This is a genomic window from Gordonibacter sp., from assembly GCF_036667095.1.
In the GTDB taxonomy this organism is placed as follows: Bacteria; Actinomycetota; Coriobacteriia; order Coriobacteriales; family Eggerthellaceae; genus Gordonibacter.
On the sequence record NZ_JAVWUP010000023.1, the window covers coordinates 1 to 16429 of the forward strand.

Sequence of the window (16429 nt, forward strand, 5' to 3'; positions counted from 1 at the left end):
AGTTCGAGAAGCTGCTTGCCCAAAACCCCGGCTACGACCTTGTCGTTTTGGAGGCTCGAGGCGACGCTCCGTCCCGTGTTGCACAAGCCGAGCGTCTTCTGCTCGAGGATGCCTCGGCTGCGTTGCTGGTGATCGCCGACGAGGATCAGTTGGGCTCGCTGCGCCTCCCTGTGCGGATAAGAACCGACTTCGTCGTCCATGGTGCAGGCGCTGGAGAATGCTCCGTCCGTATCTGCAATCTGCTATGGCCTGGCGACGAGAGCACTGCCTGCGACCTTTTGGCCGTGGACGCCATGACTATCAACCTGGCTACCTACCAGGTAACCGTCGCCGGCGACCCCCTCGACCTTACCTATCTCGAATACGCCCTGCTGGCCTTCTTGGTGACCCATCCCGGTCGTACCTACTCCCGCGATGCCCTCCTGCGCCGTGTCTGGGGCTTCGATTACTACGGAGGCTCCCGTACCGTCGACGTCCACGTCCGCCGCGTCCGCGCAAAACTAGGTCCCGATCTGGCCCAGCACCTAGAAACCATCCGCAGCGTCGGCTATCTATGGAACGCGTGAGCCCTTCCTTCTCCCTCTAAGGTGCTCAAGCGAACTGCCCTCGACCTGTCAGGCCCCAAGATCCGGCAGCGCCCTCTGGATCCCCGTTTCGCTGCTCGCTTCGCTCGTGCGCTGCACTGCCTCATGCATTTAAATGCACCCTGCGGGCGCGAAGGTGGTGTTCGGAAGGATCCGGAGGGCGCTGTCGGATCTCGGGGCGAACGGGTGGATAGGGGTTTCCGAGCCTCGGGTGGGTTAGTGTGCATGCATTACGGAATCCCGAAAGGGGCAACCTTGCCCAAGCCGCGAGGAGCCCCCTGGCAGATGGATCGACAACTCGGTGCTTTAACGGGTTGATTCGATGTTCCCGGTAAAGCCTTCCGGAGCCTCGCGAGGGCATGCTTTATACTGAGGTTTCAAAACTGACGCCCTCGACGGAGGATAGCCCATGCCGAAGAAGATCGCCGTCATCGACGGCAACTCGCTCATGCACCGCGCCTACCATGCCGTGCCCCAGACCATGAACGCGCCCGACGGCCGCCCTACGAACGCGGTGTTCGGCTTTCTGGCTATGCTGCTCAAGTTCATCGACATGGCCGCGCCCGATGCGCTTATCTGCGCATTCGACGCAGGCCGCCCGGCATTCCGCATGAAGGCGCTTGAGCAGTACAAGGCGCAGCGCCCTCCCATGGACGACGATCTGAAGGTGCAGTTCCCTATTATCGAAGAGCTGCTCGAGGCCATGGACGTGCCGGTCGTGCGCATCAAGGGCTGGGAGGGCGACGACATCCTGGGCACTATCGCGGCGCGCGACGAGGCGCTGGGCTACGAGACGCTGCTGGTGACGGGCGACAAGGATGCCTATCAGCTGGCGAGCGACATGACGCGCATCGTCACGACGAAGAAGGGCATCACCGACGTTGCCATCTACGGTCCGGCCGAGGTGACGGAGCGCTACGGCATCGCGCCGAGCCAGGTGCCCGATTACCTGGGCCTTAAGGGCGACTCGTCCGACAATATCCCCGGCGTGCCTGGCATCGGCGAGAAGACGGCCACGAAGCTGCTGCAAGCCTATGGCAGCTTGGAGGGGCTCTACGAGCACGTTGACGAACTCAAGGGCAAGCAGAAGGAAAACGTCGTGGGGAACAGGGATGCTGCGTTCGCAAGCCGCGAAGTGGCCACGATCGTGTGCGACCTTGATTTCCCGCTTGACTTGGAGTCGTTCAGCTTCCCGTCGTTCGATCCCGACACCGTGACTGAGGCGTTCAAGAAGCTGCAGCTCAATTCCCATTTGGGCCGTGTGCTCAAGTTCGTCGGACGCGAGTTGGAGAAGAAGGCTGCCCCGCTTTCCTGGGAGCCGGTACTAACAGGACTCGAGGCCGATGCGCTGGTCGATGCGGCTATCGAGGACGGAGAGACGCTGGGGGTGGCCTTTATCGAACCCGAGCAGGCGTCGCTGTTCAATGCGAACCTTACCTGCGCCATCGGCACGGCAAAAGGCACGGCGCTCTATGAGGACGAAGGCGGTCTTGTGGCGTTCGCGCGGGTGGTGCGGGCGGCATCGTTCGCAGCGTTGGACGTCAAGCAGGTCATTCACCGCATCTATCCGGCCGATACCGCAGCACCGGCCTTGGTGCAAGACGACGACCTGATGGACATGCGTGCCTTCGACTTGGGGCTTGCCGGTTACGTATTGAACTCGTCGGTGACGGAGTACACCTTCGACGCGTTGCTGGACGCTTATTGCGGCGGCGTGCTCCCCGAAGCGAAGAGTGAGACCGATACGGCGGTGGCGCAGGCGGCTGCAGCCCGGGCGCTGGTCGGGCCGCTTACCGAGGCGCTCGCGCGCGACAAAAGCCACGCTGCCTACTTCGACATCGATTTGCCTCTCGTAGGCGTGCTGGCCATCATGGAGCGCACGGGTGCAGCCATCGATGTGGAGCGCTTGGCCCAGCTGGGGGCCTCCACGCTCTCTGAGCTCGACGAGCTGTCCGAGCGCATCTACGAGGTGGCGGGGGAGACGTTCAACCTCGACTCGCCCCTGCAGCTTTCGCGCATTCTTTTCGAGGTGCTGGGTTTGACGCCGCGCAAGAAGAACCAGCGCGGCTACTCCACCGATGCTGCCGTGCTCAAAGAGTTGTCGGGCGACCACGAGCTTCCGGCGCTCGTGCTGCGCTACCGAGAGCTGTCCAAGATCAAGAGCACCTATATCGACGCACTGCCGCGGATACGGGCGGCAGATGGGCGGGTGCACACGACCTTCAACGAGACGGTAACCACGACTGGTCGCCTGTCGTCGTCGGACCCGAACCTGCAGAACATTCCCGTGCGCACCGATTTCGGTCGCCAGATAAGGGAGTGCTTCGTGCCGCTGGCTGCGGGCGAGCAGTTCCTGTCAGCTGACTACTCACAGATCGAGCTGCGCCTGCTTGCGCACCTCTCCGGCGACGAGCACTTGGTGGCGGCGTTCTGCTCGGGTGCCGACTTCCATGCGAGCACCGCGGCTCGCGTGTTCGGTGTGCCGGTGGAGGATGTTGCACCTGAACTACGCAGCCGTGCGAAAGCAGTGAACTTCGGCATCGTGTACGGGCAGCAGGCGTTCGGCTTGGCGCAAAGCTTAGGGATTCCGTTTTCCGAGGCGAAGGAAATGATCGAGCGCTACTTCGCCGCGTATCCTGGGGTGCGGACCTATCTGGACGAGACCATCGACTTGGCGAAGGAGAAGGGCTTTGCGGAGACGATGTTCGGACGCAAGCGCCATATCCCCGAACTCAGGAGCGGCAACGGAACGCAGAGGGGGTTTGGCGAGCGTACGGCTATGAACCATCCTATGCAGGGCAGTGCGGCTGACATCATCAAGCTTGCCATGGTTGAGGTGCAGTGTCGTCTGAAGGCGGAGGGTTTCCGTGCGAAGCTTCTCTTGCAGGTGCACGACGAGCTGGATTTCAGCGTGCCCATCGACGAGGTCGAGGCGCTCACGGCAATGGTGACCGACGTTATGGAGCACGTGGTCGCGTTGCGCGTGCCCCTTGAGGTGGGGGTGTCGTGTGGGGCGAACTGGGCCGAGGCGCACTGAGGTTTTGCTGATCGTGGATCAGCGGAACTGCCCGACGTTGCGCCCGTCCGGGGCACCCGATCTTGCGGTGAGGCCAAAGATTGCCCTCGCCCTCCCCGCGATTCCGGGTTCTACGGCTGGCCTCGCTGACTTTGTCGGATCGGTGAGTTTGTGAAAAAATCTTGCCACGCTGCCGTGGGTAGCTACTTTTATCTGCTACCATATGAACGTTGTGCTATGTGGAAGCACGACATAGGGAGTGCGATGATACGCGGAGATTGTGCATAAGATCACATTGACTTGCTACGGTCACGCTGTTAAGATATCGCCTTGCGTTCTCGCTCCCCGAGGGGAGCGTGGGTTGAAATAAGGAGACACTCATGTACGCAATCGTAAAAACAGGCGGCAAGCAGTATAAAGTTGCCCCTGGAGACAAGCTGAACATCGAGAAGCTTGAAGCCGAGGTCGGTGCGAAGGTCGAACTCGAGGCTATCTGCATCGTGGACGGCGACAAGGTTGAGGTCGATCCGACCAAAGCTGCCGCGACGAAGGTCACGGCTATCGTTCTGGAGCAGTTCAAGGGCGAGAAGCAACTCGTGTTTAAGTTCAAGAAGCGCAAGAACTACAAGAAGATGCAGGGCCATCGCCAGCAGCTGACGCGCGTTCAGATCGAAGCCGTCGGTTCAGCAAAGGCCGAGAAGAAGGCTGCCAAAAAGGCTGCCCCGAAGAAGGCCGCGAAAGCTGAAGAGCCCGCGACCGAAGCCGCCGAGTAAAGAGCAAGGGAGGAATTCTCATGGCACACAAGAAGGGTCTTGGATCCAGCCGTAACGGCCGCGACTCCCACGCACAGCGACTCGGTGTTAAGATGTTCGCTGGTCAGGTAGTGAAGACGGGCAACATTATCGTTCGTCAGCGCGGTACGCACATTCATCCGGGCGAGAACGTTGGCCGCGGCAAGGACGACACGCTGTTCGCTCTCTGCGACGGTACGTTGGAGTTCACGCGCGGTGTCAAGCGTCGCGTCCATGTGCATCCGGAAGCGTAGGGCGATCGCCTCGTTACACGATTGCTACACCTTTTAGTTTTCGCGTGCCCCCTGCTCGTCAGGGGGCATTTTCATATACAATTCAGGTTGCAGGATTCACCGATTGCATGCGCTGTGCGGCAAAACGCGCGGCGATGCGTTTGAAATAGAGGGATCGACGTGTTCATCGACAAAGTACGCATACAGGTTAAGGGCGGCGACGGCGGCGCGGGGTGCATGGCGTTTCGCCGTGAGGCTCACGTGCCGAAGGGCGGCCCTGACGGCGGTGACGGGGGGCACGGCGGCAACGTGGTCATCGAGGCCGATGCCAGCCTATCCTCGCTGATCGAGTACCGCTTCAAGCACCACTTCAAAGCCGATCGCGGCACGCATGGCCGGGGAAGCCGCATGCACGGCGCCACCGGCGAGGATATACTGCTGAAGGTGCCGGTGGGCACGGTGGTGCGCGAGTACTTCGAAGAGGAGAAGGAGACAGGCGAGCTTATTGCCGACCTCACGCATGACGGCGAGCGCATCATTGTGGCGCGCGGCGGCATGGGTGGGCGCGGCAACATCCACTTCGTCACGCCGACGCGCCGAGCCCCTGCCTTCGCCGAGCTGGGAGAGCCGGCGCAGGAGAGCTGGATCGAGCTTGAGATGAAGCTCATGGCCGACGCGGCGCTGGTGGGCATGCCCTCTGCAGGCAAGTCGTCGCTTATCGCCAAGCTGAGCGCTGCGCGTCCCAAGATCGCCGACTACCCGTTCACGACACTGGTGCCGAACCTAGGCGTAGCGCGCTCGGGCGACCTGAGCTTCGTCGTGGCCGACGTTCCCGGTTTGATCGAGGGCGCGCACGAAGGGCGCGGTCTAGGACACGAGTTCTTGCGTCATATCGAGCGCACGGCCCTGATCGTGCACGTGGTGGACCTCACGGGCGACTGGGAAGGGCGTGACCCGCTCGAAGATTACGCCATCATCAACCGGGAGCTTGCCTTGTACGCTGACGAGCTGGCATTCCGCCCGCGTATCGTCGTGGCGAACAAGGTGGACGTTCCCGGTACCGAGGAGGCGGCCGACCTGCTGGCTGCCCGTGTGCGCGAGGACTCTATCGCGGCGGCCGGGGGAAACGAGTTCGCTCCTAGCCCCATCGACCCGAAGCTCTATCGCATCAGCGCTCTGACCGGTGCGGGCACGGATGCGCTCAAGGCCGCCATCGCCACCAAGGTGTACGAGCTGCGCGCTGCGGCACGCGCGGCAGCGGAAAACGACGTGCAGTACGACCACGTCTGGGAGCATCAGCGCGAGGTGCGCGACAAGCGCTTCCAGGTGCTGCCGCTCGGCGGCGGCGTGTTCCGCGTAGAGGGACCGCAGGTGGAGCGTATGGTCGTTCAGACCGACTGGGAGAACGAGGAGGCCATCTCCTTCCTGCAGCATCGCCTGAAGCGTTTGGGTGTGGAGGCTGCGCTCGAACGTGCCGGTGCGGTCGATGGCGACGAGATACGCATTGTCGGGCGTGCGTTTGACTTCGAGTCGGCGCGCACGGCCGAAGACCTGTTCAAGGAGCTTGACCTGTGACGAACGAGGGTGCTGGTGCTGCGGGCGCGCAGGGGCGTCGCCTGGTCATCAAGATAGGGTCGTCTACGTTGACGACGTCGGAGAGCAAGGTCGATTACGACTACCTTCGCTGCATCGCCGACCAGATCGCGCAGGTGCAGGCGGCTGGCTGGCAGCCGGTCATCGTCACGTCTGCGGCCATAGCCTGCGGGCTGGAGGCCTTGGGCATCGACAAGCGCCCGCACGATATGCCCAGCCTCCAGGCGGCGGCATCGGTGGGGCAGGTCGTGCTTTCGGCAGCCTACGCCGAGGCGTTCGCCCCCCACGGCATCACGACGTCGGTCGTGTTGCTCACGCGTCGCGACACGGCCGATCGCCGCGCCTACCTGCATGCGCGTGACACGCTCATGCGCTTACTGGAGCTGGGTGTGGTGCCCGTCGTCAACGAGAACGACACTATCTCGGTCGAGCAGATACGCTTTGGCGACAACGACACGCTGGCGGCGCTGGTGGCCTGCCTGATAGAGGCCGACCTGATGGTGGTCCTGTCTGACATCGAGGGGCTCTATGACGACAACCCCAACACCAACCCTGAGGCGCAGTTGATCAGCCGCGTCGATGCCATCGGCCCGGAAATCCTGGCGGTGGCCGGTGGCGCGGGCTCGACCATAGGCTCGGGCGGTATGATCACGAAGATCAAGGCAGCGCGTGTGCTCATGGTGGCGGGTATCCCCTTGGTTATCTGCCATGGACGTCGCGTGGGCGCTATTGTGGATGCGGCGGAGGGCCGCGAGGTGGGCACGCGCTTTGTCGCGGCGGCCAAGCCGCATGCGATCACGCCGAAGAAGCTGTGGATCGCCCTGGGCGATGCCGTGCGCGGGGCCCTGGCGGTGGATGCAGGTGCGAAGGCGGCGCTTATCGACCGGGGCTGCTCGCTTCTGACCGTGGGCGTGTCGGCGGTCGAGGGGCACTTCGACGAGGGCGACATCGTGGATATCAAGGATACCGGCGGCCATCTGTTCGCACGGGGCCGCGTGGCATCCACGAGCGACGAGGTCGAGCTTGCGGTAGGGCATTCGCGCGAAGCGCTGCGGGCGAACCGCCTGCTGTGTGATTTGGCTGACAAGGCGCTTGTCCATCGCGACGAGCTAGTAGTTTTCGAGTAGGGAAGGAAAGCCGTGGCCGACGAACAAGTGAGTGCAGACGTGCGGCGCATCGCCGAGGCGGCGAAGAGCGCCAGCTTCGCGCTTGCGCAGACGACCGGGCAGCTGAGAAACGCAGCCCTGTGTGCTATGGCGGACGCGCTGCGCGCTCGTACGGACGACATCGTGGCAGCCAACGGATGCGACATGGAGGCGGCGCGCGCTGCGGGCATTCGGATGAGCCTGCTCGACCGGCTCATGCTGGACGAGGGCCGTGTCGAGGCGATGGCGGCTGCATTAGAGGACCTGGCCCTGCTTCCCGATCCGCTCTCGCAGGTACAAGAGGAGCGCACCTTGGATACCGGCATCGAGCTTACGCGTGTGAGCGTGCCGCTCGGCGTGGTAGCCGTCGTGTACGAGGCGCGTCCGAACGTCACGGCTGACGCGGCGGGTATCTGCCTGAAATCGGGAAACGCTGCGGTGCTGCGAGGCGGCAGCCTGGCTGCGCATTCAAACGAAGTAGTGGCGCGCGTGCTGCACGAAGCCGCGGTTGATGCCGGCCTGCCGCAGCATTGCATCGGGGCTGTCACCAGCACGGACCGTGCGGCTACCGACGCGCTCATGGAGTTGCACGGAGTCGTGGACGTGCTTATTCCTCGGGGAGGTGCGGGCCTCATCCGCCATTGCATCGAGCATGCCAAGGTACCGGTCATCGAGACGGGCACGGGCAATTGCCATGTGTACGTGCATGCTTCGGCCGACCTGCAGAAGGCACGGGCGATCGTCGTGAACGCGAAGTGCCGCCGCTTTGGCGTGTGTAATGCTGCCGAGACGCTGCTGGTGGATGAAGGCATCGCCGAGTCGTTCCTGCCGGGCGTCCTAGCGGATCTACGCGCGCAGGGTGTCGTGTTGCATGCTGACGAGCGCTCCCGTGCGGTGGCAACTGCCTGCGACATCGAAGCTGTGTGCGCGACCGAGGACGATTGGGGCACCGAATACCTCGCACCCGAACTGGCTGTGCGCGTGGTTGCCGGGGTCGATGAGGCTGTCGATCACGTGAACCGCTACGGTACGAAGCACTCCGAGGCTATCGTGGCCGAGGATGCTGCGGCAATTGAGGCCTTCCTTGCGCGCGTGGATGCTGCGGCGGTGTACGCGAACGCCTCGACGGCCTTTACCGACGGGGCGCAGTTCGGATTGGGCGCCGAGATCGGCATTTCCACGCAGAAGCTGCATGCACGCGGGCCCTTTGCACTTGCGGCGCTCACGTCGTACAAGTATGTGCTGCGTGGCGACGGGCAGGTGCGGGCCTAGTGGCTCGTATCTGCGACAGGTTCGACGATCTGGGGTTCGATGGCTTGCCGCGCCGCCTCGGGATCATGGGCGGTACGTTCGACCCGGTTCATATCGGGCACTTGGCCTGCGCCGAACAGGCTCGCGAGGCGTATGGGCTGGACGCCGTCGTGTTCGTTCCGGCCGGTGTTCCCGTATTCAAGAAAGACCGTCCCATCACGCCGGCTGCCGAGCGTCTAGCCATGTGCCGCCTGTCGGTTGCCAGCAACCCCGCATTCGACGTGAGCGCGCTGGAGATCGAGCGCGCCGGCGATACGTATACGGTGGACACGTTGCGCGAGTTGCGCGCGCACTACCCGGGCAATGTGGAGCTGTTCTTCATCACGGGTGCCGATGCCGTGGTGCATATCGTGAAATGGCGCGAGAGCGCGGCCATCGCCGATTTGGCTCGCCTGATTGCCGTTACGCGCCCGGGCTATGCGCTCACTGACGAGCGTAAGCGGGAGATCGAGGAGCTGGGCGCTTTCGACGTGTCGTACCTTGAGGTTACGGCGTTGGCTATCTCGTCGAGCGATTTGCGCAACCGCGTGGCCGAGGGGCGGTCGATCCGCTACTTGACTATGCAGAGCGTGTACGACTACGTGCGTGAGTGCGGACTGTACCGGGTTCCGGCGCCGGGAGGGGAGGCCTGATGGACAGTGAGGCTGCGCGAGTACGCGATTCCGAAGACGTGCTCTCCGATACGTTTTTCGAGGCGCGTGCCGCCGATCTGGCCCAACGCCTGGGACGTGGCCGCTTCGAGCATACGCTCGGCGTAGCGAAGACGGCTCAGAACCTAGCACGCCTCTACCAGGTTGACGAGCGCCAGGCTCGCCTAGCAGGCCTGCTCCACGACTGGGACAAGAGCTATGACGATACGGGCATTCGTAAGCGTGCAGAAGAGCTGGCCCTCGCCATCGACCCGTTCGTATTCGAGGAAATGCCCCAGCTGCTGCACGGCCCGACGGCGGCTGCGGCGCTTGCGAGCGCGTTTCCCGCGATCCCGCATGAGGTCATCCAGTCTATCGAGCGGCATACGGCGGGAGCTGTGGGCATGACCGATCTGGACATGGTCGTCTATGTCGCCGACGCGCTCGAGCCGGGCCGCGAGTACCTTGGGCTTGGCGCTATCCGCGATCTGATCGGGATAGTGTCGCTTGAAGAACTGTACCTGACGACGTTTCGGCAGGTGCTACTGAACCTGGTCGAGCGCCGCAAACGCATTCATCCCCAGACCATTGATATCTGGAACTACTATATCGCCCGCTCGCGCGAAGCGACGGGTAAGGAACCGAAGAGAGGAACACTGTGAGCGAAACCACGATCAACCCGGCCGACATCACGTCCAAGGAACGCGCGCTTATCGCGGCCAAGGCGGCAGATGAGAAGAAGGCCACCGACATCATGGTCCAGGAGGTGCGCGACCTTATCGGCGTCACCGACTACTTTGTCATCGCGACGGCGGCGAACAACCGCCAAGTCGAGGCCATTGTCGACGAGATCGAAGAGGCCGAACGCAAGTTCGCCGGTACCAAGCCCCTGCATCGCGAGGGCACGCAAGACGGCAGCTGGTCGCTGCTGGATTACGGCGACTTCGTCGTGCATGTGTTCCAGCCCGAGACGCGCGAGTACTACCGCCTCGAGGCGCTTTGGAACGACGCGCCGGTGCTGGACCTTGCAAAGGAAGCCGGGCTCGACGACCTCGAGTACTCCGACCGCATCGCCAAGCTGTTGGGCAGGGCGTAGCCCGATTCGATCGGGAGCGGGGTATGCCCTGTTCCCGATCGGTCGCTTGCCGGGTGTTGGATTCGTCCTATCGCCCTTGTCGCCTAAGCGGTTTCCGAACCCTCGATTTTCTCGGGGGTTTCGTTTTTTCCGGTGGGATGCCCCGTCTTTCGGAAGGCTTTCGGCAAGGGGATAGCCGAGCCGATGGCGGCGGCTATCAGCATGACCACCACGCCTTTTAGCGGGAAGCACAAGAACAGTAGCAGCACGGTCATGAGCGGCTGGCGCATGACGCCGCCGACGAGGGCTGCGGTGCACGCGCAGAGGCAGAACACCGGGTCGGCGCCGGTAAGCATCGCCATGCCGTAGCCGATGGAGATGCCGGCGAAGATGACGGGGAAGAAGTGCCCGCCCCTCCAGCCGAAGCGGATGCAGAGCGGCGTGAGGAACACCTTCACCAGCCCGGTGGCGATAAGCACCAGCGCGCTCATGGTGGTCCAGACCTCGCCCAGCTCCTCGGTCTGCACTTCTCCGGCAAACATGGTGAAGGGTAGCACGATGCCGCAGAGGGCCAACACCGCACCGGCGATGACGGCTTTAACCACGGGGCGGTCGCCTATCTTCCCGGATGCCTTCGCGAGCAGCCCATCGAACACGCAGTACAGCCAACCCCCTGCCGCACCCACGAGCGCCAGCGGCAGAAGCCAGGCCAGCTCAAGGGCGCCTACCGTGATAGCGGAGAAGTGCGGGAGCGACATGCCCCCGCCGAACAGCTTGCCCAGCAGCATGAACGCACCCAGCGCTCCCGCGATGGCGCAGAGGTACACCACGATTTTCGACGATTTCGGCAGCGTGATGGTGTCGCCGTCTTTGCCCCCTTCGTCTACGAGCGGTGCGGCGAACCCGAAGAGAGGCGCGGTGAAGATGGCCGAGAGCGCCGCCATGGTGCCCACGGAGGTGAGCTGCTTGAAATCGGCGCCGAAGCGCTTCATACGGTCGCCCACCCAGGTGCAGATGCCGGCGATGGCTCCGGTAAGCCCGGCCTCGGGGCCGATGGACCCGCCGAAGAACAGCGGTAGCAGCGCTGCTACCGACATGACGCCCAGCTTGTCGTAGTCGTAGCGCCCCTCCTTCTTCACCTTCGCCATGACTTCGTTCAGGTCCTCAGGGTAGGGGCCGAACTTCTTGGCATACAGTCCGATGACCAGGCCTCCGACGATGCAGGCGAGAAGCGGGAAGAGGGGGCCGAAGTGCGCGGGCAGCACATTCCATAGAAACGTTATTCCCGCATTCATGACGAACAGCAAAAGCCACACGAACGCGCCGGCGACCGCGCCGGTTAAAACGACGGATGCGACGAACAGCAAGCGGTTTCCCAGTTTCGCGGTATCCATGGATCGCCTCCTAGCGCGCCTGCGCGAGGTCGCGAGCTGCGGGCAGGCCGTAGGCTGCTTCTGCCTGTTGGACGGCTCGCACGATGGCGCCTTGCATGGCCTCGGTGCCCAGCACGGCCACGGTGTCGGGCAGGGCGGTGATTTCGCCTGAGGCGAACGTGAACACGGTATCGCCGTCGTTGGAGGTGTGTACGGGTTTGATGGCGCGCGCGTAGGCATCGTGGACGGTCGAGGACACCTTGGTGGCTTGGGCCTTGGTGATCTTGGCGTTCGTCAGCACGATGCCGATGGTGGTGTTGGCGCACGGCCCCCCTTGGGCGGCCTGTCCTTCTGCGGCCTGGGCTGCGGCCATGAGCGCGAAGGCGTCAAGCGGCGCCATGATGTCTCCCTCGGCCCCGCGGCAACCGGCGATCCATTTCCCGCTCTGGTCGCATACGTTGCCGAGGGCGTTTACGGCTACGATGGCGCAAGCCACCAGGTCGCCTGCGCGCAGGCCGCAGATGCCGACCCCCGACTTCATGGCTTGTTCGGGTCCGAGAAGCTTGCCGACGCTCGCTCCGCAGCCAGCGCCGACGTTGCCCTCGGCGAGGGGCTCGGCAGCGCTTCGGTCGAATGCGGCAGCGCAGGCTGTGCGCCCCAAGGCGGCGTCGGGATGCGCGTTCTTGCCGACGAGCAGGTCGAACAAGCAGGCGCCCACCACGATGGGCACCCGTGCCTCTCCAACGGAAAAGCCGATGTTGCGCGCAGCAAGCTCATCCATAACGCCAGTCGACGCTGCCAGGCCAAACGCGCTGCCTCCTGAAAGCACGACGGCATGCACGGTCTCGATCATGTTCTCGGGGCGCAGCAGATCGGTCTCGCGCGTGGCGGGGCCGCCTCCGCGCACGTCGACTCCGCAGGTTGCTCCCTGGGGCGCGACGAACACCGTGCATCCTGTGCCCGCTTGGGCATCCTGGGCGTGGCCGCAGCGGAAAGCGGGCAGGTCGGCGAGCGTGGCTGGTCGGAACATAGCATACCCCTTCTATCGTGCATCGATTTCGCAGTTTTATTGTACACGAGCTTTTGCCGATAGTTCGTTCACGTGCGAATACGGAATGCAGATGCGCGCGGACGAACTGCGGATGAACTGCTGGCGAACGGATGTCGGGTCTTGTATAACCCTGATGAAAAAACTATTATTATCCAATCTTATCGGGCCCTCGCGCTTCCTCTTCGAGAGGAGCGCTACCCTATGACCAGTTACTTAGCAAAATCAGCCTGCAACGGACATCGTCCCAGCCATTTGGCATCGCGGCGCCACTATCCGAGGCCCGACCTTATCGCACGTCTTTTGCGCGAGCGCCATGTCGCTCGGTTCCTTGTTGCACCTGTTGGGTTCGGCAAAAGCGGATTGGCGATGGAGTATGCCGAGGTCGTGTTCTCTTTCGATCAGGTGTTTTGGATCGACGGACGCAGCCCCTGCTTCCTTCGCGACCTCGATCGGGGCATTATCGCATCAGAGCTGTCGGCGCTGGAAAGCAGGCCGTTCCTTGCCGTGTTCGATGATGTTCCTCCGCTTGATGCGGTACGCGCCGACTCCTTCTCGGCGGCGTTCGATAGCCTGCTTGCGCGCGATTGCGAAGTGCTGGTTTGCTGTGCGCCGTCGTGCGACGCTTTCGCGGCATCGCAGCATGACCGCCTGAAGCTTTCGGCGCCTGATCTGCTCTTGACCGATACCGAGATCGATGCCGTGCAGCTTCTGGGCGACGGTGCGAGCACGGCAGCCGAAACGGTGCCTGCTTCGGGGCGCGTTCCCGGATTGCGCTGGGGCGGGTTCGATGGCGAAGCGGTTTTCCTTGCCGGCGCATTGCGCGAGGAGTTGCCCGCCGATGTATTGCTGGCTATCGCCACGATGCTGGTGCTCGGCACTGGCTCGTTGTCGGATGCTGCCGCGTTCGGGCCTTTCGACGACGACCTGGCTGCCATGCTTGCTGCGAATTATCCTTATCTGGGCATCGATCGGCGTTGCGAGCGCTTTGGGGCCCCTTCGTTTTCCGAGGAAGCGATAGCTGCGGCTGTCGGAAAAAAACTTGACGTGCTTGCTAAGCGTTCGCTTTTCGGTCGGCGCGATGCCCTGGTGGGGCGCTGGGCCGATGCCTTGGTATCCCGATCGGAGTGCAGGCGTGCGTGCGGGTTGGTGAAAACGCTGTGCTCGCGCACCGAACGGGCAGTATGGCTCTCGTCGCGTTCTCTTTCCCTGCTCAGGCAGGCATGCATCCTGCCCGGACATGAGCTGCATGCATCGTTGGGGGCGGCGGCCTCGACGTCACGGCTCGAAACGGGAGAGATGATGCGGCTTATTGCGCTGGGAGACGAGGCCGGCGCTCTGGGGCGGGCACGCCAGATGGCATTCGATCTGGCCGAATCCGATGAGGTGCGGGCGCTGTCCCTGCTTGTGCTCGTCCGGCGAGGTGGGGGATCGGTGCGCACGAGGGCGTGCAAGGAGCTCGCACGCCTCGCGCAAGGTGGTGCCGCTGCCGGTGGCGTGCGTGGGCCGAGGGGGTCGTTTGCTTCGCACGAGGCCTTTTGGCGGCCGCTCGTGCTGCTCCAGCTGTCCATGCTCCAAGATCCGCTCTGGATTGCGAGAGGCGTGGAGGCCGATTTTCGCGCAAGAGGAGCCAGCGAGGACGCCCTGTGCCTGATGGCGTCTTGGGTGTTGAAAGAAGTTGCTGAGGGGCGCGCTTTTGAAGGGGCGGGCGATTCTCCGGCCAACAGGGAGGCCGTCTGCCGGATCGAGCGTTTCGTAACCGAGCGCCTTGCTCGTGGTGGGGACGCCTATGACTTGTTCGCCGCATCGGCGGGCTTGGCCCTTGAGCAGGCTCGGGAGCGGGGTACCCTGGTTCTGCGCCGCCCTTTGGGAGCTGCCGAGGTGCTTGCGCTCCATCATCTGGAAATGGAGGTGTTCACGCAGCGCCGTGCGTTCGACCGTGCCGTTCGCGAACGCGAAGAGCGTCGCGCCGAGCGTGCGGCAACGCTTCCCGACTCCTACCTTGATGGGCGCTACCTTCCTAAACGCACGCAAGCTGCGGGCATCGTGCCCCCGCTGACCGTCAACCTTTTCGGCGGGTTGGATGTGCGCATCGGCGGAGAGGTCGTCGACGTGACGCGTTTTCGGCGGCAGAAGGCGAAGACGCTGCTTGCGCTGCTCGTCCTCAACCGAGGGCGCGAGTTCCCGCGCGACCAGCTGGTGCGGGTTCTCTGGCCGGACAGCGAGATGGATACGGCGCGCAAGAACTTCTACTCGGTCTGGTCGCTTTTGAGGCGCACCCTCGCTGGCCCTTCCGGCGTATGCCCCTATCTGCTGCGCCACCAAAACGGATGTCGCATCGACGAGCGCCTACTCTCTACCGATGTTGCGCGTTTCGATGCGGTGTGCCGCATGCTGCTGTTCGGACAGCCCGGTTCCGACGGATGGGCCCAGCTCTATGCCGAGATCGACGATGCTTTTGCCGACGACCTCATGCCGAGCGAGCGGGGCTGCGATCTCATTATCCAGGCACGCAACGATTGTCGCATGCAGCTGGTGGACGCGCTCGTCGCAGCTGCGAACCGCCTTGTCGCAACAGACGGCGTGCAGGAAGGTCTCTGGTTCGCCCGCGCGGCATTGCGCCGCGACCGTACGCGCGAAGATGCGTACGTGGCACTTATGCGGGCCCAGATCGCCGCAGGCCAGCGTACGGCAGCCCTCGAAACATACTTCTCCTGCCGGCGTGTCCTTACCTCCGAGCTGGGTATCGACCCGTCTCTTGGGATCATGGCCCTGTACCGCAGCATCATCGAGACCGAAGAGCCGATGGATTGAGGGTGGTGCCGATATTGTCATAATTAAGGTATGGAAAATATACCTATAAGGGGTTAAAATGATATTTATTTACGATCAGAAGAAAAGCGAGGCGAACTTTGCCAAGCATGGCATTGACTTCGATCAGGCTCGGATGCTGTGGGAGGATGATCGAAGTGTGGTACTCGTATCACCGTATACCCTGGAAGAGCGTCACTTGGTGATCGGGATGATAGAAGGTAAATATTGGGTGGCTGTCGTAACGTATCGCGGAGAGGCTACCCGTATCATATCGGTCCGTCGCGCCCGCAAGAAAGAGGTCGATTACTATGGCCAAGAAAATCAGTGCTGAAGAGCTTGATCGCATCTTCGACGAAGGAGAGGAGGATGTGCTGGAATACTTCGATCTGCAGCACCCTATGCGTCCTAACGCGATTTCTAAGCGCGTCAACGTCGATTTTCCCGTCTGGATGGTCGAGGCCCTCGATGCCGAGGCGAAGCGCATCGGTATAGGACGCCAAGCGGTCATCAAGACCTGGATTGCCGAGCGCCTTGACGAGGAGGCGCGTCGCAGCGCTTGATGCCCCGGTGCCACGTGCCTGTGGTGTCGTTTGTGCGGGTGTGAAACGCAGAGGATGCAAGCGTGCGTTTTGGATTGCGAGGCTCTGCGCGCATGCGTCCTCTGCGTAACACGACGTGCAAGGGAAGGCTTCGGCTGGCATCGATGCCTTCCCTTGGCGCACGCCGCATGCCCTCTCTACCTGCGGGAGGCCTTGCATGCCCTGTGTATTTCCTTTGAGGCAAGGCTCATTATGCTAGAGTGGCAAATACTGTTTTC

15 protein-coding genes are annotated in these 16429 nt (G+C 63.0%); 13 read left to right on the forward strand and 2 right to left on the reverse strand.

Annotated elements, in window-relative coordinates; all coding sequences use genetic code 11:
• The 10 genes from RR842_RS04130 to rsfS all read left to right on the forward strand — a co-directional run.
• Positions 1-566, forward strand: a 566-nt coding sequence (locus RR842_RS04130; protein WP_332729068.1) for a winged helix-turn-helix domain-containing protein, incomplete at its 5' end; no start/stop codon positions are given.
• Between the two features lie 427 nt (positions 567-993).
• A complete protein-coding gene (gene polA / locus RR842_RS04135; RefSeq protein ID WP_332729069.1) occupies positions 994-3621 on the forward strand; it encodes a DNA polymerase I in 2628 nt (875 codons plus the stop codon).
• 359 nt (positions 3622-3980) lie between these two features.
• Positions 3981-4373: a 50S ribosomal protein L21 gene (rplU, locus tag RR842_RS04140; RefSeq protein WP_332521258.1), complete on the forward strand. Its 393-nt coding sequence runs from the start codon at positions 3981-3983 to the stop codon at positions 4371-4373.
• Positions 4374-4393: 20 nt separating this feature from the next.
• Entirely contained in the window at positions 4394-4645 is a 252-nt protein-coding gene (rpmA, locus tag RR842_RS04145) for a 50S ribosomal protein L27 (protein ID WP_332514392.1), read from the forward strand.
• Positions 4646-4804: 159 nt separating this feature from the next.
• Positions 4805-6199 (forward strand): GTPase ObgE, encoded by a 1395-nt coding sequence (gene obgE / locus RR842_RS04150; RefSeq protein WP_332514393.1) that lies wholly within the window; start codon positions 4805-4807, stop codon positions 6197-6199.
• Positions 6196-7344, forward strand: coding sequence for a glutamate 5-kinase (proB, locus tag RR842_RS04155; RefSeq protein ID WP_332729070.1), 1149 nt, complete (start codon positions 6196-6198; stop codon positions 7342-7344). The genes obgE and proB overlap by 4 nt, the downstream gene beginning before the upstream one ends.
• A gap of 12 nt (positions 7345-7356) precedes the next feature.
• On the forward strand, positions 7357-8634 hold the full coding sequence (locus tag RR842_RS04160; RefSeq protein WP_332514397.1) for a glutamate-5-semialdehyde dehydrogenase: 1278 nt from the start codon (positions 7357-7359) through the stop codon (positions 8632-8634).
• Positions 8634-9305: a nicotinate-nucleotide adenylyltransferase gene (gene nadD, locus RR842_RS04165; RefSeq protein ID WP_332514399.1), complete on the forward strand. Its 672-nt coding sequence runs from the start codon at positions 8634-8636 to the stop codon at positions 9303-9305. The genes RR842_RS04160 and nadD overlap by 1 nt, the downstream gene beginning before the upstream one ends.
• A complete protein-coding gene (gene yqeK / locus RR842_RS04170; protein WP_332514400.1) occupies positions 9305-9964 on the forward strand; it encodes a bis(5'-nucleosyl)-tetraphosphatase (symmetrical) YqeK in 660 nt (219 codons plus the stop codon). Before nadD ends, yqeK begins: the two co-directional genes overlap by 1 nt.
• Complete coding sequence (gene rsfS, locus RR842_RS04175) at positions 9961-10398, forward strand: ribosome silencing factor (protein WP_332514401.1); 438 nt, start codon at positions 9961-9963, stop codon at positions 10396-10398. Before yqeK ends, rsfS begins: the two co-directional genes overlap by 4 nt.
• Positions 10399-10481: 83 nt before the next feature.
• Here rsfS and RR842_RS04180 read toward each other — a convergent pair whose 3' ends face one another.
• A complete protein-coding gene (locus RR842_RS04180; protein WP_332517403.1) occupies positions 10482-11771 on the reverse strand; it encodes a chloride channel protein in 1290 nt (429 codons plus the stop codon).
• Between the two features lie 10 nt (positions 11772-11781).
• Positions 11782-12780: a P1 family peptidase gene (locus RR842_RS04185; RefSeq protein WP_332729071.1), complete on the reverse strand. Its 999-nt coding sequence runs from the start codon at positions 12778-12780 to the stop codon at positions 11782-11784.
• Between the two features lie 222 nt (positions 12781-13002).
• Here RR842_RS04185 and RR842_RS04190 point away from each other — a divergent pair, with 222 nt between their 5' ends.
• Genes RR842_RS04190 through RR842_RS04200 form a run of 3 tightly spaced genes read left to right on the forward strand, consistent with a single transcriptional unit; the run spans position 13003 to position 16172 of the window.
• A complete protein-coding gene (locus RR842_RS04190; protein WP_332729073.1) occupies positions 13003-15612 on the forward strand; it encodes a BTAD domain-containing putative transcriptional regulator in 2610 nt (869 codons plus the stop codon).
• 58 nt (positions 15613-15670) lie between these two features.
• Positions 15671-15943, forward strand: coding sequence for a BrnT family toxin (locus tag RR842_RS04195; RefSeq protein ID WP_332512154.1), 273 nt, complete (start codon positions 15671-15673; stop codon positions 15941-15943).
• Positions 15921-16172: a CopG family transcriptional regulator gene (locus tag RR842_RS04200; RefSeq protein ID WP_332512152.1), complete on the forward strand. Its 252-nt coding sequence runs from the start codon at positions 15921-15923 to the stop codon at positions 16170-16172. Before RR842_RS04195 ends, RR842_RS04200 begins: the two co-directional genes overlap by 23 nt.
• The last annotated feature ends 257 nt before the right edge of the window (positions 16173-16429 follow it).

Excerpts from the sequence above, each read along its gene's own strand:
- RR842_RS04200 (WP_332512152.1), top strand. The coding sequence starts at position 15,921 with ATGGCCAAGAAAATCAGTGCTGAAGAGCTTGATCGCATCTTCGACGAA.
- RR842_RS04195 (WP_332512154.1), top strand. The coding sequence starts at position 15,671 with ATGATATTTATTTACGATCAGAAGAAAAGCGAGGCGAACTTTGCCAAG.
- RR842_RS04185 (WP_332729071.1), bottom strand. The coding sequence starts at position 12,780 with ATGTTCCGACCAGCCACGCTCGCCGACCTGCCCGCTTTCCGCTGCGGC.
- rpmA (WP_332514392.1), top strand. The coding sequence starts at position 4,394 with ATGGCACACAAGAAGGGTCTTGGATCCAGCCGTAACGGCCGCGACTCC.
- yqeK (WP_332514400.1), top strand. The coding sequence starts at position 9,305 with ATGGACAGTGAGGCTGCGCGAGTACGCGATTCCGAAGACGTGCTCTCC.
- polA (WP_332729069.1), top strand. The coding sequence starts at position 994 with ATGCCGAAGAAGATCGCCGTCATCGACGGCAACTCGCTCATGCACCGC.
- RR842_RS04180 (WP_332517403.1), bottom strand. The coding sequence starts at position 11,771 with ATGGATACCGCGAAACTGGGAAACCGCTTGCTGTTCGTCGCATCCGTC.
- rplU (WP_332521258.1), top strand. The coding sequence starts at position 3,981 with ATGTACGCAATCGTAAAAACAGGCGGCAAGCAGTATAAAGTTGCCCCT.
- RR842_RS04190 (WP_332729073.1), top strand. The coding sequence starts at position 13,003 with ATGACCAGTTACTTAGCAAAATCAGCCTGCAACGGACATCGTCCCAGC.